The organism is Novosphingobium sp. AP12, from assembly GCF_000281975.1.
GTDB lineage: Bacteria > Pseudomonadota > Alphaproteobacteria > Sphingomonadales > Sphingomonadaceae > Novosphingobium.
Window position 1 is genome coordinate 38,310 of the sequence record NZ_AKKE01000125.1, and the last position, 18,393, is coordinate 56,702.

The following is an 18,393-nucleotide window of genomic DNA, read 5'->3' on the forward strand; positions in this document are numbered from 1 at the left end:
AACGTTCGATGGCTTGACCGCAGCGCCTCCCAGCGCTTTCATGTATCTATGTCGTGGATTTCATATCAGGAGTGGCAGCGCGAGGACCCTCAGAACCGGCCAGGTATTTCGCTCGCAGACGGCTACCTCGCTGGCGCGGCGGTGTCCCTGCAGGTCAGAACTGACGATGTCTGGATCGCTGAGATTTTGGGCGTTGAGGTGACGAATGACGGTGCTCCCGACGAGCTAGCGGGACCCAGACGGGAGCTTATGAGCCGACTGGCTGAGGCGCGGTCCTCACTCACCACAGGGCAGAACACCTACGTCCCTACGCTGGACGCCTCTGCGGACGGCGAGTTCGACCTGAGCGGTTGGGCGTCGGGCTTTCTTGAGGCAACGGGTTCCGATCTGGATATGTGGTTATACCACCTTGCTGGGAGTCCAGAGTGCACCCTTCTTGGTCTTCTGGGAACCCACGCGGTCGGTCCGATGGGTGATGCCGGCAAGGCCCACATAGCAGCGCACGAGAAGCGGCAAGATCTCGAGATGCTTCAGGCTCGATCTTGGGAGTTCGTCCCCGGCCTGTTGCAGGTGCTCTATGATCGGAAGGTCGAGTTGGGCGATCTAGGCGCATAACGCCCTCCTTCAGCCCAAAGGCGCGTTGCGTTGCCGCGCAATATCGCCCCAGTCTTGCCACGGCCGATCAACCTGCCCACGTCTCCGGGCGCGAATGCACAGCATGGTAGCTCCGAGCATCAGCAATATGACGAGCGCTGTCGGCGCGCCCCTGGCGACCGCGTACGCCTCGCGCGAAATCGAGATCGAAGCCCATCGTGCGAAGTGAGCACCGAGGCACAACACCTGGAACGATGTCGCCCACAGGGGCCAGATCCGTCGTGCATGGAGCGCAATGGCTCCAAAGCCAAGGAACCCGATGAGATCGGCACCGAGCGATGACACGTCCACCGTCACGAACTTGCTTGGAAACAGCATCTCCACCGTCAGTTGGAACACACCCAGCGCGACGATCGAAGCTACGCCCAGGCGCTCCGGCGCGCCCCCTTTCCATAAAATGAAGAGGAGCGAGAGCGCCATGAACGTGGCCCACGGAATGGCGACATCGCTCAACGTCATGACGACACCTGTGGGTGTAGGCCTCGAGCATCGGCGAGGCGCTCCGTCAACGGATTTCGGAAAATCAAAGCAGCCGGCCCAAGGCGTCGGAGATCGCCAGCATCGCCGCAAACGTAACCGCCACACACATCGCAAGAAAAAGCACGAGCCCCAAGCGACCAAACTTCCCAAGCTTCACGTCCAGCGCCTGTAATCCAAAAGGCCGCTCGGCCAAGGAAGGAGGGTCTTGGTCGCGATGGAGCAAGTGCACTGTAGGGTCGGCGGTCAGGATCATATCGGCGTCCAGGACAGGATCATCGACCTGTTCCACGGCTTTGGGTGGGCAGTCGACTGCCTCCGATACATATGTGGTTTTTCCACATATGGCCTGAAGTTCGGTGTATCGCCTGACAGTGTCCTTGCGGTCGGCAGTCCCCCACCTATCACGCACCTTCGATATCCGCTGGTCGATCGTATTGGGATGAATCCCCAGCCTCCGGGCGATCCTCTTTGACGTCAGATGCTCAGTGAGCAGGTCGAAGACTTCGACTTGCTTGGGCGTAAGCTGGGCAAGCAGTTCCGCAGCCTGCTCGGGCGTCGTCAACGGAAATTGGTCTACACTATCTTCCGACATTGGTCCTGGCCTCGACGTCGCCGAAGCTCCTTGGCACCTCGATCGGGAAAACGGAAGAGAGCGCACACGTCAGTGCCAACAGCCGGATGAGCAATAGATGAAAAGCCGTTCAACCGCGCATGACTAACGGCGGGTTAACCATTAGTAACGAATGCAATGCTGATCATCGGTATTAGGACTATATTTTTTGCCAGTATGTGGAAGAACCACATACTCGGCGACCATAATTGACCGGCCCGTCCCCGACAGGGCAGTTCTACGCATCGAGGGTGAAGCACAGACCCTGTTTGTGAGCGCATGGAGAGCGCAAATGGTCCAATTTCACGATCTTCAAATCCTGCTAGATGCCAACAATCGTTTTGAATTGACCCAGAGCGTGGAAGGCTTGGCGATCGACGAGCTCGAGCGTGTATGCGACAGGGTGCTTGCATCCGATCCACTCGAACCCCTCGCTTTCAGGCTAGGCCCTATCATCGAACACGCCCGTGAGCTTCAGGCCCCCGACGACTGATAATTCGAGGACCTCTCTTCCGTATGGCGCGCCCTGTGATACGCAAAGGGCATGCAAATCGTCGACGACATCCAGACTCTCTACAGCGAAGCGGCCAAAGAGCTTCGCACCAGCGACGATGCGAAGCTGGAGGCCCTGAGATTGCGGATCGCGCAGGGCGACGTCTTCGGCACCGGCATCACCCCGGCCCTTCTCGCGAGGCTACTGGACGAGACCGCTGAGGAGGCAGCAGCCCATTTTGCGGCGCTGCGCAGCGCAGGCTTCATTCAAAGTAGTCTCACCCAATTTTCCTGGGCCAACCTCGATCCTCACGATAGGGCGCGCACTCTCGACAACCTCTCGATGATCGAAGCCAATGTTGCTCTCCGGTGCCGCTACCTCGACATGAAGCCGGTCTTGCCGGCACTGCAACGCCTCGCCGGCGTCATTGAACAACACGCGCAGAACGACGAACTGCTCGAGGTGTGCTTGGCGGTACAGCGTTTATTCCTGGTGCTGGTCGCCACCGTCAACGCGCCGCCGCTGTTCCGAGAGTACGCCGCATATGCAAACGCCAGCACGGCCTATGCCTGGTCCATGGCTCAGAACCCGGGGGCGGCCATGCATATCAGCGACATGATTTGCAGTATGATTGAGGCTCTCAAGAAAGGCGACGGGGTCTCGGCCGCCCGAGCCGCGACGTATCTGCGTTCGATGCCGACGGGGGAGGAGAATCTAGCTGTCCCGCTTTGCGGCTAAACCGTCAACGGAACCGCGATCCCGGAGCACCTGTCCACCGGCAGAAACAATGGATACACTGGATGCGACATGGCTAGCACTCGTCCACGCACGTCGGGCTCTCGGGCCTCAGTACGCCCCAAGAGCTGCGCTCTATCGAAGCGGAGGGATGGGTTCGAAGATAGACCAAGTTCAAGAGCGCGCCGCACATTCTCGAAGATTTTGACCTGACCTTCCCGGACGCCAGGCAGATCGCCTTCCAAGGCCTTTACATTCTGAGCAGCCACTTTGCCGACCACTTTGCGCAGGGACGGGTGCGAGATAAGCAAAAGCCATAGAAGGCGGTAATATGCCTGCGGGATCAGTTTGTGAGCGACCTCCGCGATCGTGCGGCGCTCCCCCGCGCCAAACAGTGCGCTCACCCACTCAAGCGCGCTCAGAAGGAACGCCTCATTGGCCGGGTCGGTACTCGCCATCACGCCCGCCAGCTGCTGCAACTTTTGAAGGCGGACCCCGCGTTCTCGAATGACCCTTGCGGCACAGATTTCGACGAAGACCTCCAGCCTGTCGGTGCATTCGAGCATACTGTCCGAGCACCAGACTGCAGGCGTGTAGCTACGCTTATGCTTGATGAGGTAGCCATCGGTCGACAGCGCGTTGAGCACGCCGATCGTGGCCGAGTGCGTGAGCCCCGATGTATCGGTGAACGTCTTGGTGACAAGCCGTTCGTCCGGAGCGAACTCATCCATAAGAAGCCGCCGACGGAGATCGAGGTAAAACTTGAGCTGTGCGGCCTGCGGCATCTTAGCCTCTATGACTGATGACAATGCGTAATCACCGACCGCTTCTAGCTGCAAGCATCCTTAACAAACCTTTCCCCAAACATCACGGCTCGCGCTGGCTTTTGGCCGCGAGCCATGATATTTTTGAGGAAAGGAGCCTTGCCATGTTGCCTTATGATGGAAGCCCCGGCGGTAATGCGCTCGGTATGCAGTTCGACGAACAACTACGTCGCTCGCATGAGGCGACCGTAGCGGCAGCGCTGGACGTCGACGATGGGCCTAGCACACCGCTTCAAATGGCCGCCGCTCTTCTTGGACTGATCGTATTTCTCGTCGTGATGCTCTACGGGACCGTGGGTTAACGCCCACGGTCTTTATCCTGGAACCAAGTACGGTTCGTCCGTTCGTTGGCATCCTGATTTAGGTCCACCGCGCCCTGCACAGCGCTAGCCCGGTTTGTCTCGGATGCGGCACGTCTGCTTTCGATCGAGGCGCGTCCCTCGTTGATCGCTCCGGCCACCTCGCCTTGGAACTTGGCAAAACCGCTATCACCACCCCCGCCATGGCGGCCGCCGCCGCCAGCGCCAAGGCTACCGCGAAGATCCGCTTCGCTGAAGTCGCTTGGCGCTTGGACCGATCCACGTAGCTCAGTAGGCGGTACGAGCTCATCACGGACTGGCTCCATGATGTGGTCGACGTAGTCCCTCGCAATACGATCAACGATCATATCGCGCGCGCTCATTTGGGTTGGGCTAAGGTCCTGAGCCTGTAGCGGCGGAGCTCCAAGCGCCCGGAACTCGGCGCTATTGGCGTATTCCTGATACCGGCTTGCCACGATCTGGGAAAGGTCCTGACTGACTTGGACGCCGCCGCCCTCGCGCATAGTCCAGGTTGTCCCAAGCGACCGTGAGGCCTCCTCGATTTCGGCCAGTTGACGGTCAATCGAGCGGATTTCTTCGACCGTTTTGTCACGGAATGAGCGGCTTTCGGAATAGCCTTCGTTGCGGGAGAAATTGCCACTGCGAGAGTAGCCTTCTTCGTTCAGCCGGAAGTCCTGGCTATAATCCTCGCCTTGTTTGCTGGTTTCGCTCGAGTTGATATTGGAGCGGTCGCTTCGCGACTGATTTGACGTGTCGGAAAACACAACGCCATCCCAAGCGTCGGTCCCAATGCTTCCACTGACGTTTGCGTTGGCACCGCCTCCGGACGCGCCCTTACTGCCAGCGCGCCCTTTACCGCCGCCCCTCAACAGAGGAATGCCGCCACCCAGGTTCCATTGTGTGCTATCGCCGGCTTTATATTGCTCTTGTGAGGAACGGCTAGAATCTGTTCCTTGGGCGATATCCCGTCCAGAGCCAGTCTGATCGCCGGAGCCCTCAGATTTGCTATGGCTCTCGCCCCGGCTTGCAGTGTTGCCATGCCCCGAGGATCCCTCAGACCCGCTGGACGTACGGAAGCCGTTGCTTGAGCTAAAGCCCGCACGCTCCAACGCAGCGACGCGCTCCGACCTGGAGTTCGTAAGCGATGTTCGACGCGTCTCGAGCTCGGAAGCGGCCTTGCTGACTTCGGCCATGGTCGAGCGCGACACGCTGGGTGTGAAGCCAAGGCTGCTGATACCCGGCCGGCTGTCATAGACCACCGACCCGTCGGCGGTTTGCGCCGACTGTGTGCCGTTGTCGTTGACGAACGTCGAACGGCCAAAGCCGCCCGTGTACGCCGGCGCCGTGTTCCACTGATCGCGCTGAACCACATTACCGGTGAGGTTCTGGTAGCTCTGGTTGCCGTAAGAGTAGTTGCCGGTGGTGCGCTCGATCGCCGCTGCCTCGGCCGCGGACTGCGCCGGGGCCAGCATCGAGGTTGCCTGGCTCGAAATGGTCATCGCGCCCTTGGCGAGACCGCCAGCTAGGAACGGGATCGACATCATCAGGAAGCCGGCGATCGTCGCCGTATCGGCGTTGACGGCATCGATGCCCTCGATCGTCGACATGGTGATGCCGCCGGGCGCGGTCGCCGCCATGGCAGACTCCTCGCGGCCCATGATGAACATATGCAGGACCGCATACAGCGGCCCCCAGGCGGCGAGATAGAAGAACCCGGTCAGATAGCCCTTGAGCGCCCCGACGCCCGTTTGCGGCATGAGGAACAGCGGGAAAATGACCGGGAACATCGCGTAGAACACCACCACCAAAACGATGTTGAGCAGCGGCACCCAGGTCATCGCCTGCTGCGAAATCGAGGTGTAAGTGTTCTTGGCCTGGGTCTCGGCGCGCATCATCGCGAAGGTATCGCCATCGGCCGAGGACAGGTTCGCACGCGCCTCGAGGAAGGCATCGGTAAGCGCGCGCTGCTGAAAGATCTGGCCTGCGTTCTGGGTGCTACCGTGGAACTGCGCTGCCACTGCGGGCAGGTCGGCTTCTAGCTTGGCCTTGGCGGCGGCCTGAGTCAGGTTCGGGAAGAAGCTGGGCGCAATCTTACCGATCTCCTCGTCGGTCTTGGCCGGGATGCCCGCAGCGCCGGCAAGAGCGGTATAGGATGCGGCACAGGTGCGGATCTCGGTCGAACCGTCATCGTTCCAGTACGACATCGCCCGCGCCGGCGAGCCGGGGCCCATATCGGCCAGGATATCGTTCGAGTTCATGACGTCGTTCGGGTTCTTCTGGCCGAGCAGGAAATCGTAGAAGAGGCACTGCTTGAAATACTCGGTGAGGTTGGTCCTCACGCGCGGATCGCGGAATTTGAAGTCCCGCGTCTTGTCGTAGAGCCGGGAGCCGTAGATGATCCCGTTAGTACGATACTCGAGCGCATCGGGCATCACGAAGACGGTCTCGGCCTGCTGGGTCAGCCAGTCCCCGATCTGGCTCGTGAACGAGGCGATCGCTGCCAGACCAATCGGTACATTGGGAACGACGGCCGGCGCGAGCCCGGGGTTGATCCGGTCCGTGACCTTCACCTCGGTCGTGGGCACGATCAGCACGCCGTACATTAGCGTGGCTGAGAGGAACCAGTTGAGCCACGCTTTCCAGTTGAGGCTGAACGCCACCACCAGCAGCACGTAGGCCAGACCCATCACCATCGTGACCTGGATCAGCGAGCGGAAGCCCCCTCCCCCGGTCCAGGATGCAACAGCGTTCAGGACGTTGACGATGTACTCACCGCCGCCGATCGTGAAGACCTCAAGCATGGCAACTGTCCTAGTTGAGCCCTTGCGCCGTGGCGCCGGAACGGAAGGAGAGCGCGGCCGACATCTGGGGCGATATCGAGTTGCGCAGCGTGCGTTCGAGGAAGACCGCCCGATCGACATAGGTCTGCGTGCGGACAAGCCGCTCGTTGAGGCTGTAGCTATAGCCGTCGAGCACCTTGCTGACGTTCTGGAGCTGGTCACGCCACTGCGCGAGCGTCGCCTTGTCCGCTTCGTTGAAGGAGCCCTGCCCCTTCTGCACGTAGCCGTAGAACTCCTGGACGATCTGCTCGAGCATATCGACCGCGACGATCTCGGCGAGCCCCTGGATGTCGGCCTGGCTCATGCCGCCCATCTGCGCCGCCGCGTTGACGGTGATGATCTTGTAGAGCGGGACGCTGGTCCCGCCGAGGATTCCCACCTCTTCGGCCGAGAGTGCGTCGTTCGAGCGGACCTTGGTAGCCATTGAGCCGATCAGGGCGGCGACGCGGGGCTGCAGCGCCTGAGCCTGGCTGATGGTCACCGTGCCGCTTGGCGTCGGATTGAGGCAGTCCTCTGTCTCGTCGCACCGCAGGACGTTCGTGTCAGACGTGCCGAGCAGCAGACCCTGGATGAGATCGCGGTTGCCCTGCCCGACATATTTTACAGTGCCGGTGCCCTCGTCGGAATCGGCGCGCTGGTAGATGATCGTACCCACGAGCGACATGAGATACTCCTTGAACTCGCGCGAGAACGAGGGGTAGCTCTTGTTCAGCATGTGCCAGCTGTAATTGTACGACTTGGACGGGATCGTCTCATCGTCGTTTTTGCCCAGGATTTCGGTGCGCTCGCCCCCGGCGTTGCAATCCTGCCGCGCCTTGGCCCAGTCGGTCGCGAAGCCCTGCGAGTTGGCGATCGCCTTGCAGACCTCTGAATCCCGGCCCTGGCTTTCGCCCCACAGCCCGGCAACGAGCCCTTGCGCGGCCTCGCAGGACGAGATGTTCATCTGGTTCAGCTTCTCGACCTTCTGCGCCATCTCCTCGATCGTCTGGGAGATCTGCGGGCTGATCGACTTGATCGCGAGCTGGAAGGCAAAGCCAAGCGCGTTGCTGGCGACGCCCTTGAGCATAGCAACGATCTGGTCGGTGTTGATGAACGAGAACGAGCCGCCGAAGATGTCGATGCCGCCGCAGCCGGCCTTGACGCTCGGCAACTGGATGTTGACCGGGTTGACCTGCTTGTTCTTGAACCGCGTCCACACCCCGCCGCCGGTGTAGTAGCCGGCTGACTGGCCTTCGAAGGCAGTCGGGCCATAGGCATTGCCGGCGCCGCCCATGTCGTTGAAGAAGTCGTTAAGCTCGCTGCCGACGTTGGCCTGTGCCTGGACTACCGCCAGCTGCGACACGGACAGCACGCTGAGCGCCAAGCCGAGGCGCTCACGCCAATTGAGGGATCGTGCCATCAGTAGTCACTCCCGGGTTCAGTCTGCGTCAGCGTGAAGATACGATCCATGACCTCGTCAGCCGCCATGAGGCCGTAGCCGATCGGGATCGGCTGCTTGGTCTGGGTGTCGAACAGCACCAGCGCCGGCACCTGGTTGCCGGTCAGGCCCATGCGTTGATACTGGCCGGTGTTGACGGCAAAGCGCGGAAACGCTTCGTTACCGCCGCCGTCCATCGAGACAGCAAGGACTTCAAGGCCGTACTGGTCCGAGATCGAGCGCACGATCGGGCTGAAGACGCGGCAGGCCGAGCAGTTCGACGAGTAGAAGTAGAACACCCCGTAGCGCTGCGAGAGCCCCTGCATCGTCGACGACTTCGCGGCCTTGCGATCGGTCATCCACGTCTGCTTGCCGAGCGAGTTGATCGGCCGCTCCAGCGTATAGTCCAGATCAGGGTTCTGCCACACCGTGCGGCCCCAGACGTCGGCGAAGGTCGACGCACGATCGAGTTGCTCGCGCTGGAAGCGCATGTAGGAGGCGAGATTCTCCGACGTCGGCTCCAGGATCGCGCGCGCCTTCAACTCGTCCAACTGCTCGCTGATCGCTGCCAGCTGCTTGGCCGCGGGCACTGCCGGCGTGGCAGGCTTGCCCTTTGCCATTTCGCGCGCCTTGTCCGGATCGCAATAGAACCAGCTGCCAAGCTTGCGTTGCTCGCAGTAGAAAGCATCACGCGGGGTGAGTGCGGAAGTGGGGGTGAACGCTGCGGTGGTGGGTGCCGTCGCGGGTTGGGTGTCCTGAGCCGCCGCTGCAATCGGGGTTATGGTCTGGGCTACGAGGGCGAGAACTGCAGGGAACGCATAGCCAATCTTACGCATGGCCAGACTCCTTGGTGAGGTTTAGCAGAGCGAGGATCATGGAGGGGTTGAGAAGGCCGAGACCGCGATCGATCATGCGGATGCAGCCGCCATAGAGAGTGGTAACGGCGTTGATGCCGTCGGGCGTCAGGCCGTAGCCACACAGTGCTTCGTCGCCGCGGCGCACGATGCCGCGCTCGACCATGCTGTCGAGCGCGGCCGACACGTCGGGAACACGAACCTGGCGCAGGAACCAGTCCGAAAGGATCTCCTGCAGATCCTCGTCGTTGGTGATGACCTGGCGCGAGATGGCACTGGCAACCGCGAGTTCGAAGACGCTAAGGTCCGGAACACGGCGGTCGGCATGGATTTGAATGACGTCGCTCATTAGTTTCCCGTGCCCCCGTGAAGCCGATAGTATTCGTCGATCTTGTCCTGGATCTCGATCGAGGTCTGGACTTCATCTGGCACCTTCGCGGCGTCGATGAACTCCGAGTAGACCTCGGTGAAATCCATCTTGGACAGGTCGAGTCTCTGGAATTCCTCGATCAGGAAGCCCTTGCAGTCCGGCTCCTTGGCCTTGCCCCAGGACTTGCCGATCTGGGCACGGCCCTGCTCCTGCAGGATGCGGCTGAGCTTGCTCTCGAAGCAGCAGTAGTTCTTGCGCTTGGAAGTGCAGACGCCCAGCACCTTGTCCGAGCAGTAGGTGCCGACGTAGTGGCACAGACCCATGCGATCCTTGACGTCGAGCATCATCTCCTCGCTGTCACAAAGGAACATGGTCAGAAACGGTGTCGCTAGCGCGGCGATCGCGGCAGGACCGCTGGCGATCGCCGCGGCGCCGGCTGCCGTTGTCAGCAAGCCCGACGTTTTGCCGGCGCAGCAGTTGACCAGACCGAACACCGGCTTGTGGCAGCCGGCCTTCTCGCCATTGAACAGGGTCATCGTTTCCGGATCGAAGTGATCACGCACGTTCCCCATGGTCTGGACCGCGACCATCGCATCCTTGAACTCGGTCGAGGCCTCGCGCTCGACCTGGGTGCACTCGCCGTTGATGCAGTAGAGATCCCCGCCGCAGATCGAGCCGCCTGGCTCACCAGTTCCGGTATCGGGCGTCTTGCAGGCATAGACCTTGTCAAAGACGTTGCACGAGCCGTCCTCGTTCTCGCTTAGGCACTCGTTATGGTCGAAGTGGCACTCCGGCTTCTTGTCCAGCTCGCTGCAATCGTTGGCCGGGCGACGCTCGGTGCACTGGAACGTGCGTGACCAGGCCCAGCACGGCTGCGTGACCGGTATGCCGTCGATCACGCGGGTGACCGGATCGCTGTCGGTGCAAACCTCGGCACCCTGCTCAACGCACTGCGCGCTTGACGCGTAGGAGCAGGCCGCCACGTTGCGGGTGACGATCGGCGGACTGATCGTCTCGGATTTTGATGACCAATATGTGCCTGTCGCTGGATCAATCCCGGTGAATACACCGGCCATTGTCCCCGACAGCCCACTAAGCTCCTTAGTGCACTCGAATATTTCTGGTGAGTAAGCCGTATCCTTGCAGTCCTTCGTTGGCGAGTACCCGTAACGCTTGAGCTCGGAGCAGTAACCAAACGTACCTTTGCTCTTGCAAGTACCATCAGCAATGGCCGCGCCGAACCCTCCCCGGGCAACATACGGCCCGCTGGTCGAGGTATAGTAAATCCAGGTGCTCACCCGGTCGAACCGCACGTTCAGCGAGGACGTGCAGGTCTGCTGTTGCTGGAACAGCTGGTCCCCCTGGTTGCAGGTCTCATAATACGTGGAGCCTGCCGCGCCAGAGGTGGGCAGCGGCTCACATGCTGCCGCCGAGCCCCCGACACCCATGCCCGCACCGAGGAAACTCTCCGGAGTGTCCTCGATCGTTTTGGCGGCCGAGAGATCGATTGTGGAGGGATCGAACTCGGGCCGGGTCGGATCGATCACGACGCTATAATTCGGATCACTGTAGCGGGCGTTCACACCCGCGTCGGTCAGCGCCTCATCGTCGTCGAGGTACTTCGACGCATCGATGTCGGTTCCGCCATAGCCCGGTACGCTGTTCTCCGCCCCGCTCTGCAGAATCGTGGTGGCCGAACCCTCGCGCACGGACTTGGCGAGGTCCTCGCCCTGCTTCGCCGTCTCCGACTGCGCCAGCGCAGGAGACGAGAACACGCATCCCACCATCAAGAAGGGCAGCCACAACTTCACGGACGCTTCACCAGGTTGGCCAGCGCGACGCGAGAGGCAGGCGCACCAGGCCCCTTCCCTTCCGCGAATGTCTGCAGCGCGTAGCTGAGCGTCACGTTGCCGGTGATCCGATCGTGCGGCGGCGGCGGCGTGACGCAGTCGAGCTGGTCGCACGGCTCGAAGCTGCCCGAGGCGGCCACGATCGTGGGCACCCGGTCGATCTTGAACGCGCGGAACAAGCGCGGATCGATCGTGATGTTGGGCGCGTCCTTTTGGTCGACCGCCTTGGCGAGCAGCTGCACGAACGGCTTGGCGCCGCCTTGCGAGAAGCCGCGAAATACGATGACGCCGCCGGCGCGGGTCGTATCGAGGATCGTGCGGCGCAGCGATTCCTCGGGCATCGACAGGCTGACAAAGGCGATAACCAGCGGCGTCGACTTGGGCCCCGCGAGATTGCCTTTGGCGCCGGCGACCATGGCGTCGAAATCGATCGGGCCATCCTTGCTGCCGCCGGCGATGCCAGAAACGTCGAGGTCGGCAATCCGGTCGTAGGCATCGTCGACGACAGCCTGCGCCGCCTTGGCCTGAGGCTCGCCCTGCCCTTTGACGAAATCGACCAGCGCCTGCGCGTCTTCCTGAGCGGCCTCGCCGCGCTTCTCGACGCCTTGCAGATCGAGGCCCTCGATCGTCTGCGCCAGTGCCGCGCTGACGAGCCCTACAGACAGGACGCCGATCGCGGCCAGGAACGAAGATCGCATCGTCATGGCCGCACCTTCTCCATTTCGGCTTCCATCTTCCTCATCCAGGCTGCGTCCTTTGCCGCCTCTTCGGAGGTCGCCCACCGGTGCTCAGCGGCATCAAAGAACGTGTAGGCAGCGGCTGTCAGGCCAAGGATGAGAACCCAAACAGCAATGGTTTTCCACGTGCTCATGCCGCGCCTCCGAGTGCGACGCCGGTCAAGTCCACCACGAACTCGACGACGCTGACAGCTATTCCCACCGCCGCCAGGACCATGCCTGCGGCTTGCAACCAGATCGCAAGAGGCGGGGGCGAGAGTTGGGACCCTTCCGCCATCACAGCGCACAACAGTTACGCTTGCGCCAGAGGAGGAAGCCCATGTCCTCGCCCTTCACCGGGTACGTGCGCGCGGCGCGTGGAAGCAGGACCGAGCCGCCGATCGGCGAGCAGGACTCGCGTCCCGACACCATCGGCGTCGGATTGACCTGCTGCAGGCGGTACTGGCTCTTCTTGAGGATAGGCATGACGTACTTGCCGCACAGGGCCTTGGAGCCCATCGTGCCCCACCCCAGCGCCTGCCGATGCATCTTATAGACCATCCGCTCGGCCGCGAGCCGGCCCGATTGCGTCATTCCGGTGCTGGCACCAATGTTGCCGTTCAAGGGGTACATCGAGCCCTGGCACCCAGAGCACCAGAACAGCTCGTTGAGCGGCAGCGCGGCCGTTGCCGCGACACAGTCCGCGGCACAGGCCGCCTGCGCCAGCGGGTTGGCGAAGATCAACGCTTCGGGATTGATGAGCGTCGTAAGTGCATCGTCCTGCCACAGCGGGTCGATCTCGGTCATGTAGGCAACGTCGAAGCTGGCCTGCTCGAAGCACAGGAAGTCGGTCAGGATCTCCATCCAGTAGAGCAGCGGATAGACGTAGTAGTGGACGTGGTACTTGGCGGTGTCGGTGCCCCCATTCGAGCCTGTGTTGGCGGCATAGCCGCCCCCCATCGACAGGCCCGGGTTGAGCTTGATCCCGCCAAGGTTGGGGAAGCAGAACGGCTTGGTGGTGACGTCGATAAGTCGCGCGGGCTCCCAGAAGCCCATCTCGATCCCGATGCGCGGAATAGGCGAGCCGCACAGGCAGATGGGGGAGTCCGGATTGTTGGTGTCAGCGCGAGAGGAGGGCCAGATCTTGAGGCCGCCGACCGAGAGCGGGAACATGCAGCCCCAGCAAACGTCGGTGATCGGATTGACAAAGCTCCCTGAACAAGCGGCGGTAGGAACTTGCGCCTTCGCCACGCCCGGCATGAACAGGAACAACCCAAAGAGGATCTGGAGCACCCACTTGTTCATGGCAGACCATCCCCGTCATCGTCGGTCATCCGCGACATCAGGTAGTCGTCGTCCGCCGTGTTCTTGGCGCGCATCCAGAAGATGCCTTGCACGGCGATGAAGACTGCCAGACCCCCAAACACACCGAGTGCCACCCGGCCGGCGATCACGGGCCAGAACGCCGTCATGGCGCCGAGGGCGACAAGCGCCACGATTAGCCTGACGCGGGCGGCGCGCAGCGCGGCGGTTTCGGGCGCGGCCATGGGCGCGGGCATGTGCTTTTCGAGCCAGGGGTTCATGCGCCCTTCCCTTGCCCAAGTGCGTCCTCAGTCACGATGAGGATCTTGCCTTTTTGTTCGACCGACGCCGGCGTCTGCTCGATTCCGAACTTGGCGGTTAGCGAGCCGGCCTGGTCGAAATAGAAGCGGCGCTGGTTGGCTTTCATGAGATCGAAGGGCGAGCCCTTGACCATGATGACCTTGGTCTTGAGATCGTCGCCTTGCGCCATCGCCCAGGACACTTGCGCGGGATCATCGCCGTCGATGAAGAGCAGCTTTTGCGTCATCGAGATCTTGTCGAGCGGGTTGATCCGCTGGCCGGCGGCCGCGATGAGGTTGCCCTTGTGATCGCGGATATCGCTTTCGATCACGACGGTCGGATCGAACTCCCAGGCGCGGTCTTCGATCGCCGCGCTGATGCCGGCGACGGGCGCTGGCCGCATCACGCGAGCCTTCACCTTCTCGGCAAACCGCGCGTTGAGCTCGTCGAGCTTGCCGCTGGCCTTGGCGCTTTCCAGCTTGGCGCGGATCACATCGAGGAGGTCGGGCTCGACCACCGGCCAGGCTTCACCGACCTGACCGTGATCAACCGCATGGGCGGGTGTCTGCCAAGGCAGGATCGTGCCACCGACGGCGCCGACGAGGGCGGCGAGAGCGAACGGCAGGATCTTCACAGGATGGCCCTCCCCACCCCAGCGATGCGATGACCGCAGACGAACCCAATCGCCGCGTAACGGCTGTCGAAGCCGTCCTTGTGGTCGGTCCCGGCAAAGACACAGTTCCGGGGAACCGTGCCGACAGGTCCTGCCTCGAGCGGGTCGCCGCGACGGGTCAGAGGCTTGAGTCGAGCGACCTTGTGACCGTTGACCAGGACGTCGCTACCATTGCGGCTAACGACGTCACCCGGGATGCCGTACGCGATCTTGGCAAAGGCCGAAGGGTGCTCACCAAAATACTTAATGACCAGTGGATCGGAGCCTGGGTTGAAGATCACGTAGTCGCCGCGTGCAGGAAACCGGCCCGCCTCGACAAGGAACGCCCAATTCGGCAGCGATTCACTCTCGTTGATCATCAACGCGTGAGAGCTCCCCCAGTGAGACAGGCTCTGGAGCGCGAGGGCCCCAACCGCGAGCGCGCCGATCGCTGCAAGCTTCTTGCCGAAGCTCAGGCGAAGCCGCGCCGGTGCTGGATCACTGCGCGTTGCCACCGGCCGCTCCCACGGTGTCGAGGGGCAATCCGGTAGGGGCATTCTGGCCGCCGTTCGCAGCAAGATAGGCCTGCATGTCCTGCTCGACCGGCGTGACAGCCGCGACCTTGGGCATCGGCACCTTGGAATAGACCGCCTGCTTCACCTGAGCGGTAATGTCCGGAATGTCGCCGCCGATGACAGCCTCGTTGACCAGCACCACACGGCCCGACTTGCCGACCTCGGCCACGGCCTTGTCGAGCTCGGCCATGAACCGCGTCGTGGCGGCGGCGGCAGTCTGATCGTCGCTGCCCGAGCGGGCCTGCGCCTGCAGGTACTCGGTCATGACGCCCTGCAGCTGCAGCTTTACGAGCTGGCCCTCGCCGGGAGCGGGAGTGACGAGGCTCTTGGTCACCCAGGCTCCCCAGCAGGAGACACCAATTAACGCACCGACCATCAGGACCTGACGCGCATCGATGCCGCGCCTGGTCGGCTTGCGCGTCGCGGTGACAGCTGGCCGCTTGGGGGCAGCGGGCTCGGCTGCCGGTTCGCCGGCGGTGTGAGGAGCCTCGAGATCAGTCATTGGCGCTTCCCTTGAAGAAGACCTGCATGAGCGAATGGCGGCGGAAGAACCCGGAGGCGCAGAAGGCCCCGGACACGCTCCACAGCAGGATCATGTCGAACTGGTGCTGGCGGTCGGCGCCGGCGACGATGTAGCGCGAGGCGAGGTTGGCCAGGTGGTGCATCATCCCCGGGATCGAGAAGCTACCGATCGTGAAGGCGACCAGGCCAACCAAGCCAAAGGCGACGAGCGCGTTTACCGCGAGCCATCCCGACAGGCGGAGGGACACCGCAAGAACAACCTGCCGAGAGGGCTTGTAGGTCGCGCGGCGAGGAACCGGGTACGCCGTCATTCCGCTGCCTCCAGCAAATCCTCGCTGGGTCGAACCCGATCCGGGAAGGCAACGATCTCGATGGCGTCAGCGACGGACCAGCCTTGGTGCACCAGCGCCTCGATGCGGGCGAAGACGTCGGGGCTCGAGGAGTAGAGTGTGCCCGAATAAGCATCGAGCACGAGCCGGCACACTGTCTCCGTCTCGGGACCACGGATCAGCAGGTCAGAATACTCGACCCCGTTGCGCTTCAAGGAGCGCAGCAGGGTCTCGGTGTAGGCGGTCATCTCGAAGCGGTCAGACTTGCGGAAGTCCGAGATCGTCTCGGCCTTTTGCTGCAGGATCAGGAACCAATCGGAGTTCTCGAGCGCGGCGCGGCTGCCGTCCGACTTATAGTAGTCGTTGATCGACTGCGTCGCGGTGATGAGCGAGGCGCCGTATTTGCGGCATGTGCGCGAGTAGGTCTCGACGAAGTCGGCCATGGCGCCGCCCTTGAGCATCTGCCACGCTTCATCGATCAGCAGCGCCTTGGGGATCGAGCGGCTCATGCGCCGCATCGTCTGCGAGGCCACGAACATGATCGAGGTGAGGACGACGCTGCGGAGCTCCTCGCGCGAGGCAAGGTCGGAGAGCTCGAAGACGGTGAGGTCGGCCGAGAGGTCGAGGTTGCTGTCACCGAGGAAGAAACGGCCGTAGGTGCCGTCGCTCGAGAACGGCAGCAGCGACATCGCCAGATCCACCGCAGACTCATGACTGTGCAGCTTCAAGGAGGCAATGACGTCGTCGACGGTGCCGTCGCGCTGGCGCTCGTTCCAGACTGCATTGACGGCCTGGTCGATGAGGCCGCGCTCGGTGTCGTTGAGCCGGTTCTCGTAGCGGGCCATCTGCGACAGGATCGCCTTGAGCATTGCCAGGCAGTCGACGAGGTAATCCTCGTCCTCGCCTGCGAGATCGAGATCGATCATGCGAAACGGGTTGATCGAGATGCCCGAGGACAGCTTGAACTCGGTGAAGGTGCCGCTCAGCGCTTTGGCCATGTGCTCAAAGGAGCGGCCATCGTCGATGACGATCGTCTTGGCGCGCACGCCGGCAAGGCTTGCGGTGAGGTCCTGCAGCAGCACCGACTTGCCCGAGCCCGACTTGCCGGCGATCGCGACGTTGTGGTTCCCCGCCTTGTTCTGGAACGGCGACCAGAACTGGGGCTGACCGCGCCGGCCGACGAACAGCACGTGCGGGATGTGGCCGCCTACGTACTCACCCTGGAGCGGGGCAATCGCCGCTACATTGGACGAGAGCATGGTGCGAAAGCGCTTCATGCGTTCCAGGTCCGACTGCAGGCCATCGGCGACCATCAGCGGGAAGTGCGACATGAACGCGGGAAGCTGGATGTGCGTCTCGTCGATGAGATCCCACCCGGCCGCCTTGTAGAGGCCCTTGATCGCGCGCTCGGCGGTCTCCGCGGTGCCGCGCGGGGCGATGATCGAGACCGAATAGTAGCAGCGGATCAGCTTCTCGCCGCTCTTGACCCGCTCCTGGACCGCACGCCACTCTGCAGCCTGATCCTTGAGCTTGGGGACCAGCTTGACGCCCTGCCCTTCGGAAAGCGACTGCGTGCGTACGAACTTGCGGCCGGCCTTTGATTCCGAGCTCTCAACTCCGGGGGTCACGCCGCAGACCGACTGCAGCGTCGGACAAGGCAGGCAGAGCTTGGGATTGAAGATGTCGCCGATAGTCTTCTGAGTATCCCAGGGCGCCCAACGGTCGGGGAAATTGCGGATCGACATGGTGCGCACATCGAAGCGCTCAGGCACGTAGTCCTCGTACTCAGGCACGCCGTCGACCACGGAGCCGGTCGGGCGAAGCGACTGGGAGTGCAGCAGCAGGCGGTCCTTCTCGACGTGAGTGACCAGGTCGCGGCGCACACACTGCTCGTTGATCGGATCGAAGCGGTTGTAGCCCGGTGCGTCGTCGCCCGCCCCGGTCGAAGGTGAGAGGATCTCGTCGAAGAAGCGGATCAACTCGACCGGCTCCAGGATCCGCACCGGGATGTTGATGGAGTCGAGGGCGGAGACCAGGCCCTCGCGCATCGTGATGAGGTCGTCGAGCTTGATGCCCGAGCCGTCCGGCGCGCCCACCGAGGCCAGCACCCGGAAATTGCGCAAGTGGAACGGACCGTCGCTGGCGAGCGACTTCCAGGCTCCACCGCGCAGCTTCTCCGCACGGTGACGCGCGAGCGTGGAGAAGACGCCGCCGGCCTCCATGCGCGGCAGCATCCATTCGGTAAGCTTCTCGGCGATGCGAGGGCTCGAATAGTTGACGATGCTGAACGCGGAGCCGGGAAGCAGAATGTCGGCAAAGATGGTGCCGATGATGTCGGCGGTACGCTCGTCGCCGCCGATCATCGGCGCCAGCTCGAGCACGAACCCCTTAGAACGGACCTGGTAGAAGATCTTGCGGGTCTCGTCGAACGAGCGGTAGCCCAAGTAATGCGAGAGCATAGGCACGGCAGCGGGCCTAGCCCTGACCTCGGGCTTGCGGGCATCGCCGAGGACCATTTCGCGAAGGTTGTCTAGCAAGCCCATGGGGATA

Annotated in this window: 21 protein-coding genes; 4 read left to right on the forward strand and 17 right to left on the reverse strand. The window is 62.4% G+C overall.

The genetic code is table 11. From position 1 onward, the window contains the following. Nucleotides 1-48 precede the first annotated feature (48 nt). Nucleotides 49-615: a UPF0149 family protein gene (locus PMI02_RS17580; RefSeq protein WP_007685286.1), complete on the forward strand. Its 567-nt coding sequence runs from the start codon at nucleotides 49-51 to the stop codon at nucleotides 613-615. 9 nt (nucleotides 616-624) lie between these two features. On the opposite strand, the gene PMI02_RS17585 is transcribed toward PMI02_RS17580, so the two are convergent. Together PMI02_RS17585 and PMI02_RS17590 are read right to left on the reverse strand one after the other, a co-directional pair. Further along, nucleotides 625-1,113, reverse strand: a complete 489-nt coding sequence (locus PMI02_RS17585) for a hypothetical protein (RefSeq protein WP_007685287.1) — start codon at nucleotides 1,111-1,113, stop codon at nucleotides 625-627. Between the two features lie 64 nt (nucleotides 1,114-1,177). Continuing rightward, complete coding sequence (locus tag PMI02_RS17590; protein ID WP_007685289.1) at nucleotides 1,178-1,726, reverse strand: sigma factor-like helix-turn-helix DNA-binding protein; 549 nt, start codon at nucleotides 1,724-1,726, stop codon at nucleotides 1,178-1,180. Between the two features lie 310 nt (nucleotides 1,727-2,036). Here PMI02_RS17590 and PMI02_RS17595 point away from each other — a divergent pair, with 310 nt between their 5' ends. Together PMI02_RS17595 and PMI02_RS17600 are read left to right on the forward strand one after the other, a co-directional pair. Beyond that, nucleotides 2,037-2,237: a hypothetical protein gene (locus tag PMI02_RS17595; protein ID WP_007685290.1), complete on the forward strand. Its 201-nt coding sequence runs from the start codon at nucleotides 2,037-2,039 to the stop codon at nucleotides 2,235-2,237. Between the two features lie 51 nt (nucleotides 2,238-2,288). Further along, the gene (locus tag PMI02_RS17600) at nucleotides 2,289-2,975 is read left to right on the forward strand and encodes a hypothetical protein (protein ID WP_007685292.1); all 687 of its coding nucleotides are present in this window, start codon (nucleotides 2,289-2,291) and stop codon (nucleotides 2,973-2,975) included. On the opposite strand, the gene PMI02_RS17605 is transcribed toward PMI02_RS17600, so the two are convergent. Further along, nucleotides 2,972-3,811, reverse strand: a complete 840-nt coding sequence (locus tag PMI02_RS17605; protein WP_036504339.1) for a hypothetical protein — start codon at nucleotides 3,809-3,811, stop codon at nucleotides 2,972-2,974. The genes PMI02_RS17600 and PMI02_RS17605 overlap by 4 nt on opposite strands. Before the next feature lie 89 nt (nucleotides 3,812-3,900). On the opposite strand from PMI02_RS17605, the gene PMI02_RS17610 reads away from it, so the two are divergent. Continuing rightward, nucleotides 3,901-4,098 (forward strand): hypothetical protein, encoded by a 198-nt coding sequence (locus PMI02_RS17610; protein ID WP_007685296.1) that lies wholly within the window; start codon nucleotides 3,901-3,903, stop codon nucleotides 4,096-4,098. Here the strand turns inward: PMI02_RS17610 and PMI02_RS17615 are convergent. The 14 genes from PMI02_RS17615 to traC all read right to left on the reverse strand — a co-directional run bounded on the left by PMI02_RS17615 (nucleotide 4,095) and on the right by traC (nucleotide 18,386). After that, nucleotides 4,095-6,917 carry a conjugal transfer protein TraG N-terminal domain-containing protein gene (locus PMI02_RS17615; protein WP_007685299.1) on the reverse strand — a complete coding sequence of 941 codons (2,823 nt, stop codon included), beginning with the start codon at nucleotides 6,915-6,917 and terminating at the stop codon, nucleotides 4,095-4,097. The two genes, PMI02_RS17610 and PMI02_RS17615, sit on opposite strands and share 4 nt — an antisense overlap. A 10-nt stretch (nucleotides 6,918-6,927) precedes the next feature. Next, entirely contained in the window at nucleotides 6,928-8,355 is a 1,428-nt protein-coding gene (locus tag PMI02_RS17620; protein WP_007685301.1) for a conjugal transfer protein TraH, read from the reverse strand. Beyond that, a complete protein-coding gene (traF, locus tag PMI02_RS17625) occupies nucleotides 8,355-9,209 on the reverse strand; it encodes a conjugal transfer protein TraF (protein ID WP_007685304.1) in 855 nt (284 codons plus the stop codon). Before traF ends, PMI02_RS17620 begins: the two co-directional genes overlap by 1 nt. Continuing rightward, nucleotides 9,202-9,576, reverse strand: coding sequence for a hypothetical protein (locus tag PMI02_RS17630; RefSeq protein ID WP_007685306.1), 375 nt, complete (start codon nucleotides 9,574-9,576; stop codon nucleotides 9,202-9,204). Before PMI02_RS17630 ends, traF begins: the two co-directional genes overlap by 8 nt. Next, the gene (locus PMI02_RS17635; protein WP_007685308.1) at nucleotides 9,576-11,408 is read right to left on the reverse strand and encodes a conjugal transfer protein TraN; all 1,833 of its coding nucleotides are present in this window, start codon (nucleotides 11,406-11,408) and stop codon (nucleotides 9,576-9,578) included. Before PMI02_RS17635 ends, PMI02_RS17630 begins: the two co-directional genes overlap by 1 nt. After that, nucleotides 11,405-12,151: a type-F conjugative transfer system pilin assembly protein TrbC gene (trbC, locus tag PMI02_RS17640; RefSeq protein WP_007685310.1), complete on the reverse strand. Its 747-nt coding sequence runs from the start codon at nucleotides 12,149-12,151 to the stop codon at nucleotides 11,405-11,407. Before trbC ends, PMI02_RS17635 begins: the two co-directional genes overlap by 4 nt. Then, complete coding sequence (locus PMI02_RS27240) at nucleotides 12,148-12,318, reverse strand: hypothetical protein (protein ID WP_007685312.1); 171 nt, start codon at nucleotides 12,316-12,318, stop codon at nucleotides 12,148-12,150. The genes trbC and PMI02_RS27240 overlap by 4 nt, the downstream gene beginning before the upstream one ends. Before the next feature lie 142 nt (nucleotides 12,319-12,460). Then, a complete protein-coding gene (gene traU, locus PMI02_RS17645) occupies nucleotides 12,461-13,468 on the reverse strand; it encodes a conjugal transfer pilus assembly protein TraU (RefSeq protein ID WP_007685316.1) in 1,008 nt (335 codons plus the stop codon). Beyond that, complete coding sequence (locus PMI02_RS17650; RefSeq protein ID WP_007685318.1) at nucleotides 13,465-13,746, reverse strand: hypothetical protein; 282 nt, start codon at nucleotides 13,744-13,746, stop codon at nucleotides 13,465-13,467. Before PMI02_RS17650 ends, traU begins: the two co-directional genes overlap by 4 nt. Further along, nucleotides 13,743-14,399, reverse strand: coding sequence for a type-F conjugative transfer system protein TraW (gene traW / locus PMI02_RS17655; RefSeq protein ID WP_007685320.1), 657 nt, complete (start codon nucleotides 14,397-14,399; stop codon nucleotides 13,743-13,745). Before traW ends, PMI02_RS17650 begins: the two co-directional genes overlap by 4 nt. Then, nucleotides 14,396-14,932 (reverse strand): S26 family signal peptidase, encoded by a 537-nt coding sequence (locus PMI02_RS17660; RefSeq protein ID WP_007685322.1) that lies wholly within the window; start codon nucleotides 14,930-14,932, stop codon nucleotides 14,396-14,398. The genes traW and PMI02_RS17660 overlap by 4 nt, the downstream gene beginning before the upstream one ends. After that, the gene (locus tag PMI02_RS17665) at nucleotides 14,916-15,494 is read right to left on the reverse strand and encodes a TrbI F-type domain-containing protein (protein ID WP_007685324.1); all 579 of its coding nucleotides are present in this window, start codon (nucleotides 15,492-15,494) and stop codon (nucleotides 14,916-14,918) included. Before PMI02_RS17665 ends, PMI02_RS17660 begins: the two co-directional genes overlap by 17 nt. Then, a complete protein-coding gene (locus PMI02_RS17670) occupies nucleotides 15,487-15,825 on the reverse strand; it encodes a hypothetical protein (RefSeq protein ID WP_007685326.1) in 339 nt (112 codons plus the stop codon). Before PMI02_RS17670 ends, PMI02_RS17665 begins: the two co-directional genes overlap by 8 nt. After that, nucleotides 15,822-18,386, reverse strand: a complete 2,565-nt coding sequence (gene traC, locus PMI02_RS17675; protein ID WP_007685329.1) for a type IV secretion system protein TraC — start codon at nucleotides 18,384-18,386, stop codon at nucleotides 15,822-15,824. The genes PMI02_RS17670 and traC overlap by 4 nt, the downstream gene beginning before the upstream one ends. Nucleotides 18,387-18,393 lie beyond the last annotated feature (7 nt).

Excerpts from the sequence above, each read along its gene's own strand:
- PMI02_RS17580 (WP_007685286.1), top strand. The coding sequence starts at position 49 with ATGTCGTGGATTTCATATCAGGAGTGGCAGCGCGAGGACCCTCAGAAC.
- PMI02_RS17585 (WP_007685287.1), bottom strand. The coding sequence starts at position 1,113 with ATGACGTTGAGCGATGTCGCCATTCCGTGGGCCACGTTCATGGCGCTC.
- PMI02_RS17590 (WP_007685289.1), bottom strand. The coding sequence starts at position 1,726 with ATGTCGGAAGATAGTGTAGACCAATTTCCGTTGACGACGCCCGAGCAG.
- PMI02_RS17595 (WP_007685290.1), top strand. The coding sequence starts at position 2,037 with ATGGTCCAATTTCACGATCTTCAAATCCTGCTAGATGCCAACAATCGT.
- PMI02_RS17600 (WP_007685292.1), top strand. The coding sequence starts at position 2,289 with ATGCAAATCGTCGACGACATCCAGACTCTCTACAGCGAAGCGGCCAAA.
- PMI02_RS17610 (WP_007685296.1), top strand. The coding sequence starts at position 3,901 with ATGTTGCCTTATGATGGAAGCCCCGGCGGTAATGCGCTCGGTATGCAG.
- PMI02_RS17615 (WP_007685299.1), bottom strand. The coding sequence starts at position 6,917 with ATGCTTGAGGTCTTCACGATCGGCGGCGGTGAGTACATCGTCAACGTC.
- PMI02_RS17620 (WP_007685301.1), bottom strand. The coding sequence starts at position 8,355 with ATGGCACGATCCCTCAATTGGCGTGAGCGCCTCGGCTTGGCGCTCAGC.
- traF (WP_007685304.1), bottom strand. The coding sequence starts at position 9,209 with ATGCGTAAGATTGGCTATGCGTTCCCTGCAGTTCTCGCCCTCGTAGCC.
- PMI02_RS17630 (WP_007685306.1), bottom strand. The coding sequence starts at position 9,576 with ATGAGCGACGTCATTCAAATCCATGCCGACCGCCGTGTTCCGGACCTT.
- trbC (WP_007685310.1), bottom strand. The coding sequence starts at position 12,151 with ATGACGATGCGATCTTCGTTCCTGGCCGCGATCGGCGTCCTGTCTGTA.
- PMI02_RS27240 (WP_007685312.1), bottom strand. The coding sequence starts at position 12,318 with ATGAGCACGTGGAAAACCATTGCTGTTTGGGTTCTCATCCTTGGCCTG.
- traU (WP_007685316.1), bottom strand. The coding sequence starts at position 13,468 with ATGAACAAGTGGGTGCTCCAGATCCTCTTTGGGTTGTTCCTGTTCATG.
- PMI02_RS17650 (WP_007685318.1), bottom strand. The coding sequence starts at position 13,746 with ATGAACCCCTGGCTCGAAAAGCACATGCCCGCGCCCATGGCCGCGCCC.
- PMI02_RS17665 (WP_007685324.1), bottom strand. The coding sequence starts at position 15,494 with ATGACTGATCTCGAGGCTCCTCACACCGCCGGCGAACCGGCAGCCGAG.
- PMI02_RS17670 (WP_007685326.1), bottom strand. The coding sequence starts at position 15,825 with ATGACGGCGTACCCGGTTCCTCGCCGCGCGACCTACAAGCCCTCTCGG.
- traC (WP_007685329.1), bottom strand. The coding sequence starts at position 18,386 with ATGGGCTTGCTAGACAACCTTCGCGAAATGGTCCTCGGCGATGCCCGC.